The organism is Bartonella sp. SD1336NMGDW (assembly GCF_042193565.1).
Taxonomy (GTDB): domain Bacteria; phylum Pseudomonadota; class Alphaproteobacteria; order Rhizobiales; family Rhizobiaceae; genus Bartonella; species Bartonella grahamii.
In genome coordinates this window covers 1-1,742 of sequence record NZ_JBHILW010000061.1, presented here as the reverse complement: position 1 = coordinate 1,742, position 1,742 = coordinate 1, and the positions used below count along the sequence as shown (strand labels likewise).

Genomic DNA, 1,742 nt, shown 5'->3' with positions numbered 1-1,742 from the left:
AAGCCTGTTTCTGCCGCACGCCGGTGTGCTAGACCTTCAAGACGCTTCCCGCCTGCTTTGGTCCATTTCTGTAGCTCGGCAGGGACAGCTTCATATTCACCTTGATTGAGCTTTTTTAACAGTGTCGAGTTACAAAAGGCTGTTGTTCCTACATTATAGCAAAAGGATACTAACGCCGCGAATTGTTCATCTGTTAATGAAACTGTAACAGCGCGTTCAACGGCATTTTCAAATTGTCTTAAGTCTTGGCAAAGAAGTTCTTCTGCTTGCTTTTCAGTGATTGTCATGCCTTCGTAAATAAAAGGTTTTCCAGCACTGTTTGTATGTCCATAACCTATTGTCCACACCCCAATGGCATCTTTATAGGCGTTCAAACGCAAACCTTCCCACTGTTTGATAAGTGCAAGTCCTTCTGATGATATTTTTCGCATGTGTTGCTCCATAAAAAAGCCCCACACAAGGCGGGGATGAGTGAATATTAAAAATTGCAATTATTGCCTTTTATTAAAAATCTCGTTTCATGTAACTTTTTTCTGTGTTATACGTTACATGAAACATAATGGAGATTTTGTTATGGCTACAATGCACGTCAATGAACGCGTTCAAAAACATCGCAACGCACAAAGAAAAGCAGGTTTGCGTTTAATGCAAATTTGGGTACCAGATATTCGCCAACCGAACTTTGCAGAAGAGTGCCGACGCCAATGTCGCTTAGTCGCAAAAATGGATAAAACAGATACATCTATGCAGTTGTTGATGGATCAATCTTTAATGGATGTTGATGGCTGGACAGAATAATGCGTGGATCTCTCGTCACAATAGCTATGCAAGGCGATTTTGGTAAACCAAGACCTGCGTTAATCATTCAAGCTAATCAATTCAGTGAGCATACAAGTGTAACGGTTTTACCCATTACTAGCACACTTGTTGATGCGCCATTACTCCGCATTACGATTCAGCCAACCGCTAAAAATGGTTTGCAAAAACCTTCGCAAGTCATGATTGATAAGATTATGACGGTAAGATGTGAAAAAGTTAGTCCAGCTTTCGGCTCCATTCATGCAGATAAAATGGTAGAAATTGAACGCTGTTTAGCTGTATTTTTAGGAATAGTAAAATAGAAATAGTATTTCTTTTTATCATCATAAAATAGCTTTGTTTATCTATCCTCTTCATCCATATGGATGACGCCTTCGCCTTCGTCACATGCGTTTGGTGGGGCGTTTGGATCAAGGGTATCATCCTTGTCTGGTGTTGTGTTTGCAACGTTTCCAGCCGCATCTTCTTGCGTTTTATCAAAAAGTTCGCACTCTATTTTTGTGGTGTAACCACCCGTTTTATCAAGTTTGAGTTTAACACTTTTGATGCGCCATTCTGCTGGAATATAGGGGCGGAAAGGGGGCTCTTGAACAAGCTTTGCTTCTGTTTGCACAAACGGATCACCACCGATATCACATGAGAAAGAAGATTTTCCACGTGATGATTTATTGCGATAAGCAGCAATGGCTGCAACAGCCTCTGATTGGTTATGGTAGGTGTATTTGAGTTCATGGAACGGTGGGTTACCAACTTTGACTTCTTTTTTTTCACCAGTGCGGATATCATGATAAGTTGCGAGAACACCGCCTTTCTTCTCTTTGTCTTCTTCTTCTTTCTCAGATTCTTTTTCTGCTTTTTCCGATTCAGATGATGATGGTGCTCTGTCATTGTCATCCATATGGATAAAGTTTTCATCATCATCA

General features: G+C 40.6%; 3 protein-coding genes and 1 pseudogene. 2 read left to right on the top strand and 2 right to left on the bottom strand.

Annotated features, from left to right (window positions below; all coding sequences use genetic code 11):
• The coding region (locus tag ACFIKH_RS09045; RefSeq protein ID WP_375671524.1) for a lysozyme at positions 1-431 on the bottom strand (431 nt) is incomplete at its 3' end.
• Positions 432-573: 142 nt separating this feature from the next.
• On the opposite strand from ACFIKH_RS09045, the gene ACFIKH_RS09040 reads away from it, so the two are divergent.
• Positions 574-798 (top strand): antitoxin MazE family protein, encoded by a 225-nt coding sequence (locus ACFIKH_RS09040; RefSeq protein ID WP_273791685.1) that lies wholly within the window; start codon positions 574-576, stop codon positions 796-798.
• A complete protein-coding gene (locus ACFIKH_RS09035) occupies positions 798-1,121 on the top strand; it encodes a type II toxin-antitoxin system PemK/MazF family toxin (protein WP_273791686.1) in 324 nt (107 codons plus the stop codon). The genes ACFIKH_RS09040 and ACFIKH_RS09035 overlap by 1 nt, the downstream gene beginning before the upstream one ends.
• A 38-nt stretch (positions 1,122-1,159) precedes the next feature.
• Here ACFIKH_RS09035 and ACFIKH_RS09030 read toward each other — a convergent pair.
• Positions 1,160-1,742 (bottom strand): annotated as a pseudogene (locus tag ACFIKH_RS09030) (late control protein); the annotation flags it as partial.

Bases quoted from the DNA above. Each gene is read 5' to 3' on its own strand.
- ACFIKH_RS09035 (WP_273791686.1), top strand. From the start codon at position 798: ATGCGTGGATCTCTCGTCACAATAGCTATGCAAGGCGATTTTGGTAAA.
- ACFIKH_RS09040 (WP_273791685.1), top strand. From the start codon at position 574: ATGGCTACAATGCACGTCAATGAACGCGTTCAAAAACATCGCAACGCA.